The sequence below is a fragment of the Paludisphaera sp. genome, assembly GCF_037189885.1.
Taxonomy (GTDB): Bacteria; Planctomycetota; Planctomycetia; order Isosphaerales; family Isosphaeraceae; genus Paludisphaera.
In genome coordinates, this window is the sequence record NZ_JBBCIR010000023.1 from 1 (window position 1) to 17,413 (window position 17,413).

Sequence of the window (17,413 nt, forward strand, 5' to 3'; positions counted from 1 at the left end):
ACGTGCTCCGGCGCCCGCGTCGCCCCGGTCCCGCGGCCGACGCGCGGGGCGGCGACCGGGGAGGGCGACATCGCGAACGGCCGCGGCTGGGGACGCGCGCCGGGGCCGGCGCCGGGGCGCGGGGCGGCCTCGACCTCGCGACCGGCGCGCTGGACGCGGAAGTCCGTCATCTGCCGCGAACGATCCCGCCACTCCCGCCGCGCCGCCGGGTCGATCCGCTCCAGCCGGGGCGCGTCCCCGTCGCGACGCTGCATCGCCACCTGCTCGATCGGCCGGCCGATCACGTTCGCCGGGCCGGGGCGACCGCCATCGAAGTTATTGTTGATGACCGTCGTGTTGCGGGTGATGTTGATGTTGTTCTGAACGATGCGCGTCTGTTCGATGTACGTCTGCGGGGGACGCATCGCGATGTTGTCGCGACGCATGACGTACTCTTCGCGGCAATGCGACGCCCATCGCGGGTTGCTCCGGACGTTCACCGAGGCGTAGAACGTGAACAGGGGGTCGTAGTACGCCGGCGGCCGGGGGCCGGAGGCGTAGGTGAACGAGAACCAGGGGTAGACGCCCGCCGTCAGGAACCGGCGATCGTAATAATCGCCGAAGCAATAATGGTGATAGGTCGGCTGCACGAACAGGTTGGCGACCAATCCCGGCGCGGCGATGGTGATCGTCGGCGTGTAGACGTACGCCGGGCGCAGGTAGACCGGTTGCGCGTAATAGACCGGGGCGAACAGGACGCCGCGGTTGACCAGCGGTAGGTCCCAGTAGCCCTCGACGAACAGGCAGCCGCCGGGGGTCCAGACGTAGTGCGCCGGCACCCAGACCCACGCCGGCTGGACCGCCGCCCAGAAGCCGGGCCGCCAGACGTAGCGCCCCTGGTTCCAGAACCAGCAGCCGGGGCTCCAGAAGACCTCGGCCGAGGGCTGCGGGATGTTGGGGCCGACCTCCAGGCTGGCGGGAGGCTCGGGGAGATACGCCGCCTCTCCTTGCGCGAGGGCCAAGCCGTCGTCGGCCGCCGGCCGGGCGCCGCCGACCGGGATCCACGCGCCGGGGATCCACTGGACGCCACCGGCCACCGGGTTCCAGTAGCCCGGCACCCACTGGCGACCGGGAGGGGGCTCGCGCCAGACGCCGCTGATCCAGAGGAAGTCGCCCCGGTCCTGGTCCCAGCTCCAGTAGCCGGGGATCCAGCGCACGTCCTGCCCGGCCGGCTTCTGGTCCGGGGGCATCTCCTCGACGGCCTCCGGCGGCGCCTTGGGGGCGACCAGGCCCGGCTTCGGGTCGTTGACCACCGGGACGGCGAAGGCCTCGTGGACGGGCCCGCGCGTCAGCACCTCCACGCCGTCCGGCGAGCCGTCGTCGGCCCCGACCGCCCGCGATGCGGCGAACACGGTCGCCAGGCCGGCGACCCACACGCCGAGGATCGCGGCGTCCCATCGCCGCTCGAATCGCACCGATGAACGTCCCATCCCAGAACCCCCGGTGTCGAAAGGTCGCGGTCTCGCCGGCCGACTTCCGCGGCGCGCTCCGTCCGCGGCGACCGTCCGGATCTTCCATGAAGGAATACGGCCCAGGCGTGCCGCGCCCGGCGAGGTCTTACCAGGTTTCGCGCGATCCGTCGCGGCCGATCGCCGCCTCAGGCCGCGAGGTGATCCGCCTGGAACTCCCGCGCGGCGATGCCGACGACGCGGGCGTCGACGACCTTCGCCCCCTCGGCGAAGCCGATGAGCAGGGCCAGGTCTGCCACGTGGTTCAGCCGCCTGGGCACGCCGAGCGCGGCGTGGTGCAGGGCGGAGAGCGCCTCGGGGATGAACAGCGGCCCGCGAGCCCCGGCGGCGGCGAGCCTACCGGCGACATAGGCGGCGGTCTCGGAGAGGGTGAGGCAGGGGAGGGTATGCCGCGCGGCGAGCCGATCCAGGAGCGTCGCGGGGAGCCGCCAGGCCACGTCGTCCGACCCCACGACCGCCATCGCCAGAGCCGGCGCGCCGGCCACCTGGAAGTTGAGCAGGAGGCGGAGGACCTCGAAGGAGTCTTCCGGCAGGAGCTGAGCCTCGTCGACGATCAACATCGGCCGGCCGCCGTCCGCGACCAGCGCCGTCAACGCCTCGCGGAGCCGCCGCAGCGCGGAAGCCGCCGAGGAGGACTCGACGGGCCCGCTGCTAAACTCCTCGGCCAGGTAGGCCAGCAGGTCGGCGGCCGACATCGCGGGGTAGGTGAGGTGGACGGCGGTCGCGGCCATGTCGGCGGCGAGCCGGCCCGCGAGCAGCGACTTGCCCACCCCCGACGCGCCCATGAGCAGCACGGGCCCCTGGCCGTACTCCAGGCCGTAGCGCAGCCGCCGCATCGCGGCGTCGCGGCTGGGGGTCGCGACGTAGGCCGTCGCAAGCGCGGTCTCGCCGAAGGGTCGACCGCTCAGGCCGAAATGCGACTCGTACACGGTGGCCTCCGGCCGCCTCAGGCGAACGTCTCGGCCAGGCCGAGCAGGGGGACTCCGCCCCCCTCCAACACCTCTCGGGCCCGCAGGATCGAGCGCCCGCTCGTCGCGTCTCGGCTGTGGACCAGCACCGCCGCGTCCACCGAGTTGTGCAGCACCGCCGCCGAGAGCCCGGTGAACAGCGGGCTGCCGTCAACCAGCACCAGGTCGAACTCCCGTCGCAACCGCGCCATGGCGCAGGTCCAGCCGGCGGAGGCCAGGAAGTCGCGGGGCCGCGACACGGCCGACCGCATCGGCAGGAACCAGAGGTTGTCCGCCGCGGACTCGACGATCGCGTCGTCGAGCGCCGCCCCTTCCTCGACCACGTCGTCGAGCCCGACCTTCGGCCGGAGCCCCAGCGACCGCGCGAGCATCGGCCCGGTCAGGTCGGCGTCGACGACCAGCGTCCGCAGCGGCCGTCGGGCCAGCGTGCGGGCCAGCGTCAGCACCAGCGTCGAGCGTCCCTCGGCGCGGTGGCAGCTCGTGAACAGGAGGACGCGCACGCCCGCCCGCTCTCGGGCCTCCAGCACGCGGTCCCCCATCTGGAGGAATCGGTCGCCCCATTCGCTCTCCAGCACGGCCACGATCTCGGGCCAGGCGAGGCGGGATGGCGACGTCTCGGGCTCGGGCGACCGCGGCAGGAAGACGCGGGACGGCCGGGCCGCGCCCTTCGACGACGGCCGACGCGGGGCGGCGTGGGCCTCGGCCGTCGACGGCGTCGAGGCCTCCTTGATGGCGAAGGCGCGACTCAAGGCCTCGTCAACTTCCCTCATGCGACGGCTCCTCGCGACGTTCGGCGGGAAGGACGTACCCCGGCAGCGAGACCCGCGCCTCGGGCTCGGCCTCGACGGGCTTGATCGACAGCCGGATCGCCGGGGCGGCGGCGACCTCGGAAGCCCCCGCCCGACGCGGCTGGGCCAGGCCCCAGGCCCCCACGGCCGTCGCCACCGGCGCGAACGCCAGGCAGAGGCACGCCGCGACCCGGATCTCGCGCCGGACCCGCCTGCGGGGCCGTCGCGCGGCCGCCCGCGCCCGGGCCTGCTCGGCCCATTCTCTCTCCCAACGCTCGGCGGGGGTCGGCAGGGGGCGGATCGGGCCGACGTCGGGGATGGAGATCAGCGCCGCGCCCCACTCGAAGCCGCCGCCGTCGGATTCGGCGGTCGCGTCGTCCGCGGTCGCGAGGAGAGGAATCATGACGGTCGCCCCCGATTCATTCGATGCCGGCTGGATTGCGTAAGGACGCCGGGAGCGGAGGAGGGCCGTCGATCACCTGGGGATGCGGCCCGGTCGTCCACTCTCGCGATGGTTCTAGAATCGGCCTCGCCGCCGCGAAACTTGAACAGCCGTGACGAAAATGCCGGAGCGCGAAGAACGTCCGGTCCCGAGGCCGCTCCCGATCCGCCGCCTGCGCGGGTCGCGACGATTACGACGGCCGAGGTTCGAAATGGAACCGCCCGACGGGACGCGAGGTCCGGCCGGGCGGGGAGTGTTGCGGACGTCGTCGCGGGCGAGGGGGTCAGCGGCCGCGGAAGAAGCCGAAGAAGCTGCTGCGCCGCGAGGAGTTCGCCGCCGAATTGGGGTCCATGCCGTTGGCGAACGCCGGGTTCGACCCGTTCGCGGCCCCGTTGGCGAACATCGACCCGCCGCCGCCCGGCACCTGGCGTCCGGCCTCGAAGCGGGCGACCGGGAGGAACTCCGGCGGCCGGCCGGCGAACCGGGGATTGGCGGCGCCGCCGTTGGCGAGGTCCAGCGAGCGGACGTTCTCCAGCGTCACGTACGGGTTATGGCCCGACCACGCGGAGCTCAGGACCTCCAGGACGTTCAGCGGGGCGAACAGGGCCTCGCCGCGGACGGCGATCCAGTCGGCCGCGCCGGGGTTGGTCTCGTCGACCCGGCCGTCCAGCCCGTACACCAGGCTGTACTCATACTGCACGACGCGGTCCTTCTCGTCCTGGCCGTTGAGCGCCGAGCCGGAGTTGCAGTGGACGTCGATATTGATGAGGACGGCGCGCGGGCCGCGGCCGGGGATGGCCTTGTACTCGGCGACGTACTTGTAGATCGCCTGGTTCCAGACCTCGAACTCGCTGCCGCGCGGCGGGAAGGCGCGCATGTTGGCCAGCAGCGCCTGGCGCTCGCCCCGGACGTGGGTCTCCAGCATCGCGTGGACGCGGGAGACCTTCCAGTCGGTCGGGTCGGGGCCCGGCCGGGGGGGGCCGGCGGGGATGTCGGTGGCGTAGTCGCCGATGCGGTGGTTGAGGTGGTTCTCCCCCAGCTCGGCGTAGAGGGCCTTCAGCTCGTCCTTGCTCATGCCCGTCCCCGGCGCGGGGATGGGATCCTCGAAGAAGATGGACGCCACCGCGCCGCCGAGGCAGTGCCCGGGCCACCGGCTGACGTCGTGGTTCTGCGTGTTGGCCGCCTCCCACGCGCGGGCCGGGGTGCCGAACAGCTGGTCGTACTTCAGCAGGGGGGCGGGGCTCTCGAACATGGTGCCGTCGGGGTGATAGCCGAACAGGTCGTCGTACAGGTTCGGGAACCAGGTCAGCTCGTCGCCCGGGGAGGGGCGGGTCTCCAGCAGGCCGTTGGGGCCGGCCATCACGATGTCCTTGCCGGGCTCGACGTACCCGCCGGGGGTCACGAGCCTAACGTCGTCCCCCTTCAGGTCGAAGGTGTCGACCCGACCGTTGCCGCCGGCCCACGGCTCGTGCAGCGCGTCGGCCTTCGTCGGCCAGTAGTAGAAGTTCCAGGGCTTCTTCTTGCTGTGGGCCGTCTGGACGAACTTCGTCTCCACTTCATAGGGCTTCTTCGCCCCCGTCACCTTGAAGGTGTACCATCCCTGCCGGTCCAGGCCGATCTCCTGGCCGTTGACCCTCGCCGCCCCGTCGGGCCCCTTCAGCTCCTCCACCTTCCCGTCGCTCGTCGTGATGGTCAGCTCGCCCCCGAAGCGGGTTGGGACGTAGACCCCATAATAGCGCTCGCCTTCCCTGGCCCCGAGCGAGCCCCCCAAGGGGACGGCCGCGACTTGCTCCGCGGACTGCGCGAGGGCGCTCGTCCCCCACAGGGCGACGACCAACCCGAACATAGCGCCGCCGAGCCGGTTGCCGATACGCATGCTGCCTCCCAATACCCGTGAGAGTGAAGACGCCGAACCCGTGCCGCGCGAAACGTCGCGGGGCCACCCTGCCCCCGACCGACGCCTCATGCTCGACCGCCACGGCACGACGACGACTCCGTGCCAAACCTCATGAAGGTTCGGCGTCCGATCCATCGCGGGACGATCCGATTTCCTACCCGCGACCACCCATCCTCTTGATTCCCGGCAAAGACATCAAAGTCGCCTATCACGCCCAGAATACCGCCCCGAGGCAGATTCTCGATTTCCCCATCTTCCCTCAACGCCCCGCGAGCCGATGCCGATAACCTGCTCTGGCCACCCCTGGGGTGGAGCGCGAGCATCGGCCATGAAGACCGGGCCCGCGTTTCCGCCACCAACCAAGGCCTAGCAGGCTGCTCCTCCCATAACGGACGGCGGGGCAGGCCCCGTCGCCATGCCCACGGGCACGGCGATCGGGGCTCGACAGGGCGGTGGTGTTGCGATCGGACGTTGTCCATCATCGGCCGTGACCAGATCACCAGGGGACTCTCAGCACACCGAGTCGATCGAGACGTCGACCGACATTACCAAGCACAGAGGACATCGCGATGACCAGTGCGGTTCTTATTGTTGCCCTGAGCGTCTCGGGTCAACTATCTCCCCAAAGCCCCACCCCGCAGGCCCCTGTGAAGGTCGCCCCGGCCCCGCAGGCCCCGGTCAAGGTCGCTCCCGCGCCCCAGGCCCCGGTCAAGGTCGCTCCCGCGCCCCAGGCCCCGGTCAAGGTCGCTCCCGCGCCCCAGGCCCCTGTGAAGGTCGCCCCGGCCCCGCAGGCCCCGGTCAAGGTCGCCCCGGCCCCGCAGGCCCCTGTGAAGGTCGCCCCGGCCCCGCAGGCCCCTGTGAAGGTCGCCCCGGCCCCGCAGGCCCCGGTCAAGGTCGCTCCCGCGCCCCAGGCCCCGGTCAAGGTCGCCCCGGCCCCGCAGGCCCCGGTCAAGGTCGCTCCCGCGCCCCAGGCCCCTGTGAAGGTCGCTCCCGCGCCCCAGGCCGCCCCGCAGGCTCCGGTCAAGGCCGCCCCGCAGGCCTGGTGAAATCCGCCCCTGGCCGAGTTCTCTCGTCCGGGATGCCGCTTGCTTAGTCGTCTCGCACGCTAAAGCATAGGCCCGCCGACGTCGCGTCTCAACCCGGACGCGGCGTCGGCGTCGTTTCGCGCGCCTCGCGTTCGGGTACCCGCCTCGCTTCCTCTCCCTCTCCCACCTCACGAAACCCGCCGGATCGTCTGGAGCCATGTCGCCGCTCCGACGTCGCCCATCGTCTCGAAAAGGCCGTTCCTCCGCAGGATGCCCCACGGCCGTTGATTCCGGCGCGCAATCATGGCCGACGCCGCGAACCGGTGTTACCTTGCGGGCACGCATTTACGGGTCCCCGGCGATCCTCGGCAACGCCGCCGGGGTCGGCCCAGGATCGTGCCCCGGTCGTCGTCGACCGGACACGATTTCTCAGAAAACCTGGCGCGCCTGGAAATGGCGACCTAGGGTGTCCTTGGAAGCCCCAATAGACGCGCGGGCGGCGGCGGCCGGTGACGGCCGTCCCACTCGTCGCCAGGGACGACCGAGGCCGGGGCTCATCCTGATCGGCAGCTCAAGGGAGTGCAACGAACATGAGTCATTCGAACGGCCGTTCGCGCCACGGGAACTCCTCCTCGTCGCCCCGCCACGCACGCCCCGCGCTGGAAGGCCTGGAGGAGCGGCTGCTCATGTATGGCGCCCTCGGCGGGAACTGGGTGTACGGCTCGCGGATCACCTACAGCTTCGCCCCCGACGGCACCTCGATCGGCGGGACGCCCAGCACCCTGTACCAGAGCCTGACCGCCAGGATGTGGGAGTCCACCTGGCAGGTGGCGTTCCAGCGCGCGGCGGCCGCCTGGCAGGCGGTGGCCGGCATCAACCTGGTGCAGGTCTCCGACAACGGCATGCCGTTCGGCGAGTACGGCCACCAGCAGGGGGACTCGCGCGTCGGGGACATCCGCATCGGCGCGATCGCGCAGGGCTCGGGCACCCTGGCCCTCGCCTTCGCCCCCCCGCAGATCAACGGCGGTACCCTCGCGGGGGACATCGTCCTGAACTCGACGATCCCCTGGAACGTCAACGCCACCTACGACCTTCAGACAGTCGCGATCCACGAGTTGGGCCACGCGCTGGGGATGGATCACAGCGCCATCTACAACGCCGCCATGTACCAGTACTACGTCGGCGGGAAGCAGTCCCTCCACGCCGACGACACCGCCGGCATCCGCGCCATCTACGGCGCCCGACGCTTCGACGACTGGAACAGCTACGGGAACTCGAACCTGTACTACTGGGAGGCGAAGAGCCTGGACACCTGGCGGAACGGGCTGAACCAGATCACGGTCCCGAACCTGAACATCACGATGCCCGGCCAGGCCGAGTGGTTCTGGGTGACGATCCCGGCCGACAGCGTCGGCGGCTTCACCGTGCGGATGCAGTCGGCCGGGCTCAGCTCGCTGACGCCGCAGATCACGGTCTACGACGCGTCGCTGAACCTCAAGGGGACCGCGGCGACGGCCGGCTTCGGCGACACGGCCACGCTCACCGTCCACGGCGCGATCGGGCAGGGCTTCTTCATCAAGCTATCCCCCGCGTCGTGGGGCGGGTCGACCGGCTCCTACGGGCTGCAGATCAACTTCGGGACCAACCCGCTGACCCCGTTCCAGCCCCCGTACACGGTCATCCCGCACCAGCCCGGCACGGGGGGGGGCTTCATGTCGATGACCGCCGATGCCGGGGCGGGCGCGCACGACGACGAGACGGTCCGCATCGGCTCGCTGATCGGCCAGGGGCACACGTACACGATCCCGCCCGCCGACCCGACGGCCACGACGAGCGTCGTCGCGGCGGCGGCCCCGCCCCTCGGCGCCGCGTGGGGCCAGGCCCTCCGCCAGGATGTCTCCGCCTCCTCGCGGGGGGGGTCGTGGATCGCGATCGGTTTCCTGGACGAGGCCCTCTCGGCGTGGGGCTCCGGTGATGACGACGCCTCGCCGGCGTTCGGCGGGCGGATGAGGGCCCGGAAGCCGGCCTGAGCCGGCGCGGGCGACGTGGAGAAGGCGAGGGTGCGACGATGAAGCGACGATCCCGAAAATGGAGCGGCCCCGCGATCGATCGCCTGGAGGCCCGACGGACCCCATCCCACGCGGGCGCGGGCCTGTCGGGGATGAGCCCCCCGGCCGACTTCCCCGCCTTCGCCCGCCCTCAACTCACCGCGTCGCCCGCCGACGGCTCGACCATCAACGTGGCCGATGCCCCGTCGACGCTGGTCCTCCACATGGGAGGCCCCGCCGAGTTCCTCTGGTTCGACGCCAGCGTCGAGCTGCGACGGGTGGCCCCCGACGGCTCGGAAGTCACGGTCGTCGAGGCGAATCGATGGGCCCCGGCGTCCATCGCGGGCGAGACGGTCACGCTCGCCCTGCCATCGAGGCTGGAATCCGGCCGCTATCGGATCGTGGTCCTCGGCGGCACGGGCCTGGCGTCCACCTATGCGCCAGGGCGCTGGGACCCGGCGGGGGACCACGCGATCGCCGAATTCGAGGTGAAGGCCGAGGCCGTCGCGACCGACCTGGGCGACGTCGGCCCGGAGATCCGCGCGGTCGCGGGCAGCCTGGACGGGATGGCGGCCGCCGACTCCTACAAGATCCGCCTGCACGACGGGCCTGGGCTCTGGCGGCTGGGCCTCCAACTCGACGCCGACCGGATGGGCAGCGGCCTCATCGCCGGCCTGACCGTCCTCGACGCGAACGGCCGGCGGGTCGCCGAGGTCTCGGCCTGGCCGGGCCTGCCGACCGACCACCCCGACGACCCGTACTTGTTCGCCGCCCTGGCGCCGGGCGAGTACACGGTGGTCGTCTCCAGGGCCGCGGGGGCCCCTGGCGGCGCGTACCGCCTGAACCTGGTCGCGAGCCCCGTCGTCTCGCAGACCCGCGTGTCGTCGTTCGTCCTGGAGCGGTCGGGGGCGGGGCCATCCGGGTTCCAGATCACCTTCTCCTCGCCGATCGACCCGGCGCGGCTGCGCCCGGACGCCATCGCGGTCGTCGACGCCTTCGGGGCGATCCACGCCGCGAGGCTGGTGTCGGTCGACGAGGGCCTGACCGCCGCGCGGTTCGAGTTCGACGCGCCGCTGCCGGCGGGCGAGTATCGGCTCCTGGTCGCGGGCGACCGGCCGTTGGCCGACCTCATCGGCCGCCCCCCCGTCGCCGAGGGCCTCCCGGCCGGCACGCTGGCGTCGTGGAGCGTCTCGTCCGTCGAGGCCGGCGCCGGCCTCGCGCCCCCCCGGAGCGGCCTGATCGCGGCGGGCCGGTTCGACCTCCCGCCGGGGGAGACGCTGGAGATTCCCATCACGCTGAGGGACGGGGAGTCGCTGATCCTCGCCTCGATCCTGGACTCCGGCGGCATGCGCGTCGAGGTGCTCGGCGGGCCCGACGGCCCCATCGTCGTGTCGGACGGGATCGGTTCGTACTCGGGCGAGTCCTGGATCAATCCGGGCGCGGGGAACTTCGTGATCCGGATCGTCGCCGTCGGCGAGCGACCGCTGGCCGGGTCGTGGAAGCTCAACGAGGCCACGACGCCGGCGGCCTGGCTGATCGCCCGGGCGGTCGGCAGCCGGGGGGCGATCGGGCTCGGGATGGGAGAAGAGGCGTCCACGCCCCAGTCGCCCGCGCCGGTCGCCAAGCCGGCCGTCCCGGCCCTCGACACGGCGGCCGCGGCGACGGGCGCGGGCCGGTCGGCGCTCGGCCCGTCGCCGTGGGCCTACGGGGCCGGATCCAAGCCGGTCGGCCGGCCGACGCCGACCGGGGACGTCGTCGCGCCGGTGGGACCGTTGGGGCCCCCCACCATCGGGGCGTCGATGAGCGTCGCGTGGGCCGGGGAGGACGATTTGGCGAGCGGATTGGGCCCGATCCTGATCACGCCCTCGCGGGCCGACGACGCCCCCCAAAAGGCGATCGTTCCCCGCGATGACATGGTCGCCCTCGCGGCGGCCGAGTCCGCGCCCGACGCCGACTCCGACGCCCTCGACCGCGCGGAGCGCGTGGCGGACGCCATCCTCGGCCGGCTCCAATGGCTTGTGGAGGGGCCCGCGCCGGCCGCCGACGGCGACGCCGTCCCGCCGACCGATGCCGGGGCCCAGGCCCAGGTCCAGGCCGGTGACCCCGACGCCGACGCCGAGCTCAACGGGTCGGGGGGCAGGGTCCAGCGGTCGGCCCTGGAACTGCCGTTCACCGTCCTGTTCATCACGGCGTCGACGTTCCACCTCCGCCGGGCTTCCCGCCGCTGGTGGTCCAAGCGGAAGATCGCCCGCGAGGCGGCCGCGGCCGCCGCCGCGGTGTCGGCGCCCTTCAAGCCGCTGCTGCGCGGGCCTCGCTTCATGTCGAGGGCCGCAAGTCGACCCCGAGCCGCGGGGCCGCGGCACGGCTGACCCCCGTCGCGTCAGTCGTCGACGCGGTAAGCCTCCTCGGCCGTCAGGATCATGCGGGCCACGTCGACGAGCTTGCGGTTGCGGTCATTGGCCAGGCGCTGGAGCCGACGGAAGGCGTCGTGCTCCGGCAGCCCGGCGCGCCTCATCAGCGCGCCCTTGGCGCGCTCGATGAGCTTGCGATCCTCCAGCGCCTGGCGCAGGTCGGCCGCCTCCCGGCGCAGCGTCTGGATCTGCTCGAAGCGACTGACGGCCAGGACGATCGCCGGCTCCAGGTCGGCCTGCCGGATCGGCTTGACCAGGAACGCCAGGACGTGGTCCTGCTCGGGTCGGCCCAGCGCCGAGGGGTCGGGGCGGGCGGAGACCAGGACGACGGGCAGGGGGGATTCCTCGTACACCCGCCGCGACGCCTCCACGCCCCCGAGGCCCGGCATGTGGAGGTCGACGATCAGCAGGTCCGGCGCCTCGGCGCGGCAGGCGGCGACCAGGGCCTCGCCGTGGCCGACCGCGGCGACGACGTCGTGCCCCAGCAACGGCAGCGCGGCCAGCAAGTGCTCGCGGGCCGCCGCGTCGTCGTCGGCCACCGCGATCCGTAGCGGTCGGTTCATGAATGGCGACTCCCCTCGGCCGCGGGCGGAACCTGGCCCGATTCTAGCAGAATGGGGCGATGGCGGCGCGACCGTCGCCGAGAGCCCGCTTGGCCCACGGCGGGCCCGGTCGCGTCGGGACGTCCGCGGTCTCGGGCCGGGGCCGGGTCGCGGCGCCGGATTTGCTACAAGGTGGAGCCTGCCCCGGCGGGGAGTCGACCGCGTCGCGTCGTCCCACGGGATCACGATCCGTAGCGGTATCCAAGGGATCCACCTCCATGCGCGTTTGGCCCGGCCGCCCCTTCCCCCTCGGCGCCACCTGGGATGGGGCGGGAGTGAACTTCAGCATCTTCTCCGAGAACGCCCATGGCGTCACGCTCTGCCTCTTCGACGGGCCCGACTCCACCCGGGAGTCCGCGACGATCGCGCTACGCGAGGTCACGGCCAACGTCTGGCACCAGTACCTCCCGGACGTCGTCCCGGGCCAGCTCTACGGCTATCGCGTCCACGGCCCGTTCGAACCCGCGAACGGCCACCGCTTCAATCCGCACAAGCTGCTTCTCGACCCCTACGCCAAGTCCATCGGCCGCGACCTGAAGTGGGACGACTCGCTCTTCGGCTACCCGATGGGCGACCCGGAGCAGGACCTCGCCTACGACAAGCGCGACAGCGCCGCGTTCGCCCCCCTGGCCGCCGTGGCCGACACGTCGTTCACCTGGGGAGACGACCGGCCGCCGCTGACCCCCTGGCACGAGACGCTCATCTATGAGGTCCACGTCAAGGGTTTCACCCAGCGGATGCCCGAGGTCCCGGACAAGGTCCGCGGGACCTACGCCGGCATGGCGTCGGAGGCGGCCGTCGCGCACCTGAAGTCGCTGGGGGTCACCGCGGTCGAGCTGCTGCCGGTCCACTACCACATCGACGACCAGTTCCTCACCGACCGCGGCCTGGTCAACTACTGGGGCTACAACACCCTGGGGTTCTTCGCCCCCGACCCGCGCTATTCGACCAACCCGGCCGACCCGTTCGCGGCGATCCGCGAGTTCAAGATGATGGTGCGTTCCCTGCACGCGGCGGGGATCGAGGTCATCCTGGACGTGGTCTACAACCACACGGCCGAGGGCCAGCAGCAGGGGCCGACGCTCTCGTTCCGCGGGGTCGACAACGCCTCGTACTACCGCCTCAGCCCGGAGGACCGCCGGTATTACATGGACTTCACCGGCTGCGGCAACACCTTCGACATGAGCCAGCCGCACGTGCTGCAGCTCATCATGGACAGCCTGCGCTACTGGGTCGTCGACATGCACGTCGACGGCTTCCGGTTCGACCTGGCCAGCACGCTCGCCCGCGAGCTGTACGAGGTCGACCGGCTGGGGGCGTTCTTCGACATCATCCACCAGGACCCGATCCTCTCGCAGGTGAAGCTGATCGCCGAGCCGTGGGACGTGGGCCCCGGCGGGTATCAGGTCGGCAACTTCCCCGCCCTGTGGACCGAGTGGAACGGCATGTACCGCGACAACGTCCGCCGGTTCTGGAAGGGGGACGGCGGCACGGTCTCCGAGTTCGCCAGCCGCCTCGCCGGCTCCAGCGACCTGTACCAGCAGAACGGCCGGGCCCCGTTCGCCAGCATCAACTTCGTCACCTGCCACGACGGCTTCACGCTCAACGACCTGGTCTCCTACAACGAGAAGCACAACGAGGCCAACGGCGAGGACAACCGCGACGGTGCCTCCAACAATGACTCCTGGAACTGTGGGGCCGAGGGCCCGACCAACGACCCCGAGATCCTCGCCCTCCGCATGCGCCAGAAGCGCAACTTCATGACGACCCTGCTCCTCTCCCAGGGCGTCCCGATGCTCCTGGCCGGCGACGAGATCTGCCACTCCCAGGGGGGGAACAACAACACCTACTGCCAGGACAACGAGCTGTCGTGGCTCGACTGGAACCTGGACGACGAGCGCAAGAGCTTCCTCGACTTCACCCGCCGCGTCACCCGGCTGTTCCACGAGCACCCGGTCTTCCGGCGCCGGAAGTTCTTCCAGGGCCGCGCCCTGCGGGGCTCCGAGATCAAGGACATCTCGTTCCTGGTCCCCTCGGGGGCGGAGATGACCGACGAGGACTGGGACGCCGGGTTCGTGAAGTGCCTGGGCGTCCGCCTGGCCGGCGACCTGATCGGCGACGTGGACGAGCGCGGCGAGCCCATCGTCGACGACACGGCGCTGGTCCTGCTGAACGCCCACCACGAGCCCATCCCGTTCACCCTGCCCGCCACCAAGGAGGGGCAGGTCTGGCGGCGAGAGCTGGAGACCTTCGCCGACGACCAGGAGCCCCTGGTCGCCGAGGGGGGCTTCGTCTACGATCTCCAGGCCCGCTCCATGGCCGTCTTCTTCACCCGCGAGCTGGACGACGCGCAGTCCGAGGTCTCCGCCCGGCAGGTGGAGGTCCTTCGCCGCGAGGCCAACGCCCCGGAGCCGGCCATCCCCTCCGCGAAGCCGATCCCCCAGCGCGGGGCGTGAGGCGGTCCCGCGGTCCCGCGGCCGAGAGTCGACGCGTCTCCCCCCTCCCCCCGCGGGCGAGGGGGGATTTTTCATGGATTTCCGACGACCGGGCGCGACGCCGAAGCGACCCGCGGTATCATGTCCGCCCCGGGCTCGCCGCGAGACCCCGATGCAAAGGAGCCCCGCCCGATGGACGCGACGACCGACAACGCCGCGACTGACGCCCCCCCGGAGACGTCCCCCCTCGACGCCCACGTCGAGTCCCTGCTGGCCGCCGCGCGGGCCGAGGCGGCCCGCCGCCGCGTCACGCCGACGGCGACGTACCGCGTGCAGCTCCACGCCGGGTTCACGTTCCGCGACGCCCTCGCGATCGTCCCCTACCTGGAGAAGCTGGGGATCACGGACCTGTACACCTCCCCCTACTTGAAGGCCGCCCCCGGCAGCACCCACGGCTACGACATCACCGACCACTCCAGGCTCAACCCCGAGATCGGGACCGACGAGGACCACGAGGCCATGCTGGACGCCCTCCGCGGGCGCGGGATGGGCCTCCTCCTGGACGTCGTCCCCAACCACATGGGGATCCTCGGCAACGAGAACCCCTGGTGGAACGACGTCCTGGAGAACGGCCAGGCGTCCGTCCACGCCGGCTCGTTCGACATCGACTGGGCCGCCTCCACCCGGCCCGAGAACCGCGGCCGCGTCCTCCTGCCGGTCCTCGGCGGCCTCTACGGCGACGTCCTGGAGAACGGCGAGCTGAAGCTGGTCCGCGAGGGGGGCTCGTTCCACGTCTCCTACCACGACCACCGCTTCCCCCTGGACCCGGCGAGCTACCGCGCCCTCCTGGAGCCGGCCCTGACGCCCATCGTCGAGGCGCTGGGGGAGGAGGCCGAGGAGACCCTCGAGTTCCAGAGCATCCTCACCGCCGTCCGCAACCTCCCCGGCCACCACGAGACCGAACCCGACCGCGTCGCCGAGCGCCACCGCGAGAAGGAGGTCGTCAAGCGTCGGCTCGCCGCCCTGCTGGAGGCCTCCCCCGCCGCGGCCCAGGCAGTCGACCGGGCGCTGGACGACCTCGACGGCGAGCCGGGCGACCCGCGCTCCTTCGACGACTTCGACGTGCTGCTCCAGGCCCAGCCCTACCGCCTGGCGTACTGGCGAGTCGCCTCCGACGAGATCAACTACCGCCGCTTCTTCGACATCAACGCCCTGGCCGCCGTCCGCGCCGACCGCTGGGAGGTCGTCCGCGAGACCCACCGCCTCATCTTCGACATCATCGAGCGCATGCCGGCGTCCGGCCTGCGGATCGACCACCCCGACGGCCTGCTCGACCCGAAAACCTACCTCGATCGGCTCCAGTCGGCCCTCTTCCTCATCATCGCCCACCGCCTCCATCACGAGGGCCCCCAGGCCGAGGCCATCCCCTGGGCCGAGGTCGGCCCGCGGCTGCGCGAGGTCGTCGAGTCCGCGCGCCCGGGCGACGACCGGCCGCCGCCGCTGTACGTCGTGGTGGAGAAGATCCTCGCCTTCGACGAGGCGCTGCCGGCCGAGTGGGCCACCCACGGCACGTCCGGCTACGACGCCCTCATCCGCCTGAACATGCTGTACGTCGACGGCTCCAGCGAGCCGACCTTCACGGCCTCGTACGAGGAGCTGATCGACGACGCCACCCCCTTCCGCGAGATCGTCCTGGAGAAGAAGCAGCTCATCATGGACGCCTCGCTCGCCAGCGAGCTGAACGTGCTGTCGTACCAGCTCGAGCGGATCGCCCTGCGCGACCGCCGGGCGCGCGACTTCACCCGCAGCCTCCTGCGCACGGCGCTCCGCGAGGTGATCGCGGCGTTCCCGGTCTATCGCAGCTACATCACCGCCGACGAGGTCTCGCCCAACGACCGTCAGCTGATCGGGCGGGCGGTGGGCCGCGCCCGCCGCCGCAACCCGCTGATCGGCTCGACGGTCTTCGACTTCCTCTCGCGCGTCCTGCTGGACGTCCGCAACCCCGACGAGCCGGGGGCCGAGGACGAGCCCTCGCGGGCCGACTTCGCCGGCAAGTTCCAGCAGGTCACCGCGCCGGTGACGGCCAAGGGGATCGAGGACACGGCGTTCTACGTCTACAACCGCCTGGTCTCGCTCAACGAGGTCGGCGGCGAGCCCGACCACTTCGGCGCATCGGCCGACTCGCTCCACAAGTGGCTCGCCGACCGCGCCACCCGCCACCCGTACGCCCTGTCGGCCCTGTCCACCCACGACACCAAGCGGAGCGAGGACGTCCGCGCCCGGATCAACGTCCTGTCCGAGATTCCCGACGACTGGTTCGACGCCTTCGTCCGCTGGGCCGGCCTCAACATGCGGCACCACCGCGGCCTGGCCGACGGCTCCCAGGTCCCCGGGCGCAACGAGGAATACCTGCTGTATCAGCTCCTCCTGGGCGCGTGGCCCGCGGGGGAGCTGGACGACGAGGCCCTGGAGGCCTTCCGCGACCGGATCCGGGCCTACATGGTCAAGGCGACGCGCGAGGCCAAGGTCCACACGAGCTGGCAGAACCCCTCGGAGGACTACGAGGCCGCCCTCGACGGCTTCCTCGTCGACATCCTCGATCGCCGCGGGAACGCCGCGTTCTTCCGCGACTTCATCCCGTTCCAGGCGATGATCGCCCGCCACGGCCGCGTCAACGGGCTGTCCCAGTCCCTGCTGAAGCTCGCCTCGCCGGGGGTGCCGGACACCTATCAGGGGACGGAGCTGTGGGACTTCAGCCTCGTCGACCCGGACAACCGCCGACCCGTCGACTACGCGCTCCGCGAGGCGATGCTCGACGAGCTGATCCGACGCGCCGAGGACGCGGGGGACGACCGCTCGGCGCTGGCCCGCGAGCTGGCCGAGGGGCACAGCGACGGCCGGGCCAAGCTCTACCTCCACTGGCGGGCGCTGCACGCCCGCAAGGCGGCCCCGGCGCTCTTCGCCGAGGGGGAGTATCATCCGCTCCAGCCGGCCGGGAAGCGGGAAGCCTCCATCTTCGCGTTCCTGCGGCGGCATGAGGGCCGGACGGCGATCGTCGCCGTCCCCAGGCTCTCGACCCGGCTGCCCATCGCCGTCCGGACCCCGATCGGCGAGGAGGCCTGGGGCGACACCGTCGTCCGCCTCCACGACGTCGCGCCGGGCTCGCGATATCGCGACGTCTTCACCGGCGCCGAGGTGGTCGTCGAGGACCGCGACGGCGTCCCCGCCGTCCCCGCCGCCGTCCTCTTCGCCCACTTCCCGGTCGCCCTGCTCGTCGAGGCGTGAGAAG

General features: G+C 71.9%; 10 protein-coding genes and 1 pseudogene. 5 read left to right on the forward strand and 6 right to left on the reverse strand.

What is annotated here, in order from left to right; all coding sequences use genetic code 11:
- The 5 genes and pseudogenes from WG209_RS08960 to WG209_RS08980 all read right to left on the reverse strand — a co-directional run.
- Positions 1 to 1,469, reverse strand: a pseudogene (locus WG209_RS08960) (hypothetical protein); the annotation flags it as partial.
- 167 nt (positions 1,470 to 1,636) lie between these two features.
- Positions 1,637 to 2,437 (reverse strand): AAA family ATPase, encoded by an 801-nt coding sequence (locus WG209_RS08965; protein ID WP_337174685.1) that lies wholly within the window; start codon positions 2,435 to 2,437, stop codon positions 1,637 to 1,639.
- A 17-nt stretch (positions 2,438 to 2,454) separates the two neighbouring features.
- Positions 2,455 to 3,246 (reverse strand): CpsD/CapB family tyrosine-protein kinase, encoded by a 792-nt coding sequence (locus WG209_RS08970; protein WP_337174686.1) that lies wholly within the window; start codon positions 3,244 to 3,246, stop codon positions 2,455 to 2,457.
- The gene (locus WG209_RS08975) at positions 3,233 to 3,667 is read right to left on the reverse strand and encodes a hypothetical protein (protein WP_337174687.1); all 435 of its coding nucleotides are present in this window, start codon (positions 3,665 to 3,667) and stop codon (positions 3,233 to 3,235) included. Before WG209_RS08975 ends, WG209_RS08970 begins: the two co-directional genes overlap by 14 nt.
- A gap of 322 nt (positions 3,668 to 3,989) precedes the next feature.
- On the reverse strand, positions 3,990 to 5,582 hold the full coding sequence (locus WG209_RS08980) for a hypothetical protein (protein ID WP_337174688.1): 1,593 nt from the start codon (positions 5,580 to 5,582) through the stop codon (positions 3,990 to 3,992).
- A 590-nt stretch (positions 5,583 to 6,172) separates the two neighbouring features.
- On the opposite strand from WG209_RS08980, the gene WG209_RS08985 reads away from it, so the two are divergent.
- From WG209_RS08985 to WG209_RS08995, 3 genes are all read left to right on the forward strand, one after another.
- Positions 6,173 to 6,649 carry a hypothetical protein gene (locus WG209_RS08985; protein WP_337174689.1) on the forward strand — a complete coding sequence of 159 codons (477 nt, stop codon included), beginning with the start codon at positions 6,173 to 6,175 and terminating at the stop codon, positions 6,647 to 6,649.
- 569 nt (positions 6,650 to 7,218) lie between these two features.
- Entirely contained in the window at positions 7,219 to 8,658 is a 1,440-nt protein-coding gene (locus WG209_RS08990) for a matrixin family metalloprotease (RefSeq protein ID WP_337174690.1), read from the forward strand.
- A 38-nt stretch (positions 8,659 to 8,696) separates the two neighbouring features.
- A complete protein-coding gene (locus WG209_RS08995; RefSeq protein WP_337174691.1) occupies positions 8,697 to 11,045 on the forward strand; it encodes a hypothetical protein in 2,349 nt (782 codons plus the stop codon).
- 11 nt (positions 11,046 to 11,056) lie between these two features.
- Here WG209_RS08995 and WG209_RS09000 read toward each other — a convergent pair whose 3' ends face one another.
- A complete protein-coding gene (locus tag WG209_RS09000) occupies positions 11,057 to 11,650 on the reverse strand; it encodes an ANTAR domain-containing protein (protein WP_337174692.1) in 594 nt (197 codons plus the stop codon).
- 257 nt (positions 11,651 to 11,907) lie between these two features.
- Between WG209_RS09000 and glgX the strand changes: the two genes are divergently transcribed.
- Entirely contained in the window at positions 11,908 to 14,145 is a 2,238-nt protein-coding gene (glgX, locus tag WG209_RS09005) for a glycogen debranching protein GlgX (protein ID WP_337174693.1), read from the forward strand.
- A 171-nt stretch (positions 14,146 to 14,316) separates the two neighbouring features.
- Positions 14,317 to 17,409 carry a malto-oligosyltrehalose synthase gene (gene treY, locus WG209_RS09010; protein ID WP_337174694.1) on the forward strand — a complete coding sequence of 1,031 codons (3,093 nt, stop codon included), beginning with the start codon at positions 14,317 to 14,319 and terminating at the stop codon, positions 17,407 to 17,409.
- Positions 17,410 to 17,413 lie beyond the last annotated feature (4 nt).